The organism is Alysiella crassa DSM 2578, assembly GCF_000745955.1.
Lineage (GTDB): Bacteria > Pseudomonadota > Gammaproteobacteria > Burkholderiales > Neisseriaceae > Simonsiella > Simonsiella crassa.
This window is the reverse complement of the sequence record NZ_KN050787.1, coordinates 1-2,416: the sequence shown is the minus strand read 5'-3', so window position 1 is coordinate 2,416 and position 2,416 is coordinate 1. Positions and strand designations below refer to the sequence as shown.

The window sequence follows — 2,416 nt, the reverse complement described above, 5'->3', positions numbered from 1 at the left end:
GCTTCTTGTTGCGCTTTTAATTGGGCGGCTTCTTGTTCGGCTTTCGCTTTGGCTTCGGCTTCTTGCTGGGCTTTTAATTGGGCGGCTTCCTGTTCAGCTTTCAAACGTGCCACTTCGGCTTCCGCTTGTGCTTTGGCTTGTTCAGCTTGGGCGCGTGCTTGTTCTGCCTGTGCTTTTAATTGCGCGATTTCGGCTTCGGCTTGGGCGCGCGCTTGTTCGGCGGCTTGTTTGGCTGCTTCGGCTTCGGCTTTTAATTTGGCGGTTTCGGCTGCCAAACGCGCTTCATCTAATGAAATAGGGGAAGCGGTGGCAATCGGTGTGGTGGTAGATTGCGCCACCGTTTCCGCTTTAATTGGGGCAGCCTGAAAACTGGTTGCTGCCACAGGTTGCGGTTGCAAATCGGCTTTCAAACGCGTTTCGGCAACACTATTGCTGCTTGATGGATGAAAGTCTTTATTTGGCTCGGTGGGTTCAAGTGGCAAAAATGCCAAAATGGTTTCGCTGGCGCGTACTTTGTCGCCAATCGCCACATTTGCGGTTGCGTCCAAAGGCAAATACACATCCACGCGTGAACCAAAACGGATAAAACCATAGCGTTCACCGCGCACCATCGTGTCGCCCTTATTGGTGTAACACAAAATGCGGCGCGCCACCAAACCAGCCACTTGCACAAACGTCAATTCGCGTCCTGTGCGCGTGGTCATCAAAACGGCGTTGCGTTCATTTTCGTTGCTGGATTTATCCAATGCTGCGTTCAGAAATTTGCCTGCTGAATACTGCACGTCCGTTACCACGCCCGACACAGGGGAACGCTGTGAATGCACATTAAACACATTCATAAACACGCTGATTTTCAAGGCTTCGGTATTGCGATAAGGGTCTATGGCGCGTTCCACCACCACAATGCGACCATCGGCAGGGCTAATCACGGCATCGGGGGCTTCGGGGATATTACGCGCTGGGTCGCGGAAAAAATTCACGCAAAACAAGGTAAATATCCAAAATGGCAGCGACCACCAGCCACACAAAAAACTGAAAAACACACTGGCAGCCAAGCCACCGAGAATAAACGACCAGCCCTCTTGGGCAATAATGGTGTGCGGATAGTAACGGTTCATCGGAACGCCTCTGATTAAAAAAATTTTGATTGACCTTGAATTATATCTGAAAGATGGCGTTTTTCCTACTTTCTGCATGGGGGAATGCGTGTGTTTTCAGGCAGCCTGAAAACGAGTTTGATATTTCAGATAAAAAATTTTGATGAATGGTGTGGGATTTGTGTGATTTTTGCTGCAAACTAGGAGCGTGGTGTCTGTGTTTCAGGCTGCCTGAATATTTACTCGTAACAAAATTACAAAAACTTGCGCTAACACAAGATTACACCGTTTAAATCGGTTATAATCATGACGTTTTATTACCCACTGACTCTATCTACTATTAAGGATTATCCAAAATGAACCCACGCGATATTTTATCCGCAGGCGCGGTTGTGCCCGTGATGGCGATTGACGACATCCACACCGCCGTTGATTTGGCGCACGCGCTGGTGGCGGGCGGCATTCCCACGTTGGAAATCACCTTGCGCACCGAGCATGGTTTGAAAGCCATTGAATTGATTGCCAAAGAAGTGCAAGGCGCGATTGTGGGCGCAGGCACGGTGATTAACGGCGAACAATTGAAAGCCGTTGCCGATGTAGGCGCGAAATTTGCCATCAGCCCAGGGCTGAATATTAAATTGGCAGAAGCCAGCTTGAACAGCAGCATTCCCTTGATTCCAGGCATTGCGACTGCGGGCGAATTGATGTTGGGTTTGGAGCATGGCATTGATACCATGAAATTATTTCCCGCCGAAGTGGTGGGCGGACGCGATATGCTCAAAGCCCTGCATGGACCTTTCCCACAAGTGAAATTCTGTCCAACAGGCGGCATTAATTTGGCTTCCGCGCCCGAATATTTGAAATTGCCCAATGTCTTGTGCGTGGGCGGCACATGGCTGACCCCCAAAGACGCGGTGGCAAATAAAGATTGGGACACGATTACGCGTTTGGCAAAAGAAGCGTCTGCATTGCGTCCTTAATTTTCAGGCAGCCTTTCAGTACACGACAATTTTTACCAACACCCAAAATGTAGGGTGCGTACCACGCACCAAATTATTCAAATCATTAAAATTCGGTGTGTAATACGCACCCTATATGAATTTTGTCGTGTACCGAAAGGCAGCCTGAAAATTAATTTCAATCCATAAACAAAACACAAAAAAATGTTTTCAGGCTGCCTGAAAACATTTTTTTGTTTATCACTCAATTATTTGTCCATTTAATTACGGCAGCCACAACGGTTCTGTTTCCAAAGACACCCCAAATTTCATCCACACATCGGCGCAAATAAAATTGGACAAACCACGCACATCTGCAGC

Annotated in this window: 1 protein-coding gene and 1 pseudogene; one reads left to right on the top strand and one right to left on the bottom strand. The window is 48.1% G+C overall.

Going from position 1 to position 2,416, the window contains the following annotated elements:
• Window positions 1–368: 368 nt before the first annotated feature.
• Window positions 369–1,118: pseudogene (locus Q338_RS15250) on the bottom strand (phosphatidylserine decarboxylase); the annotation flags it as partial.
• A 335-nt stretch (window positions 1,119–1,453) separates the two neighbouring features.
• Between Q338_RS15250 and Q338_RS13415 the strand changes: the two are divergent.
• On the top strand, window positions 1,454–2,077 hold the full coding sequence (locus tag Q338_RS13415; protein ID WP_034296578.1) for a bifunctional 4-hydroxy-2-oxoglutarate aldolase/2-dehydro-3-deoxy-phosphogluconate aldolase: 624 nt from the start codon (window positions 1,454–1,456) through the stop codon (window positions 2,075–2,077).
• Window positions 2,078–2,416: the final 339 nt, after the last annotated feature.

Bases quoted from the DNA above. Each gene is read 5' to 3' on its own strand.
- Q338_RS13415 (WP_034296578.1), top strand. From the start codon at position 1,454: ATGAACCCACGCGATATTTTATCCGCAGGCGCGGTTGTGCCCGTGATG.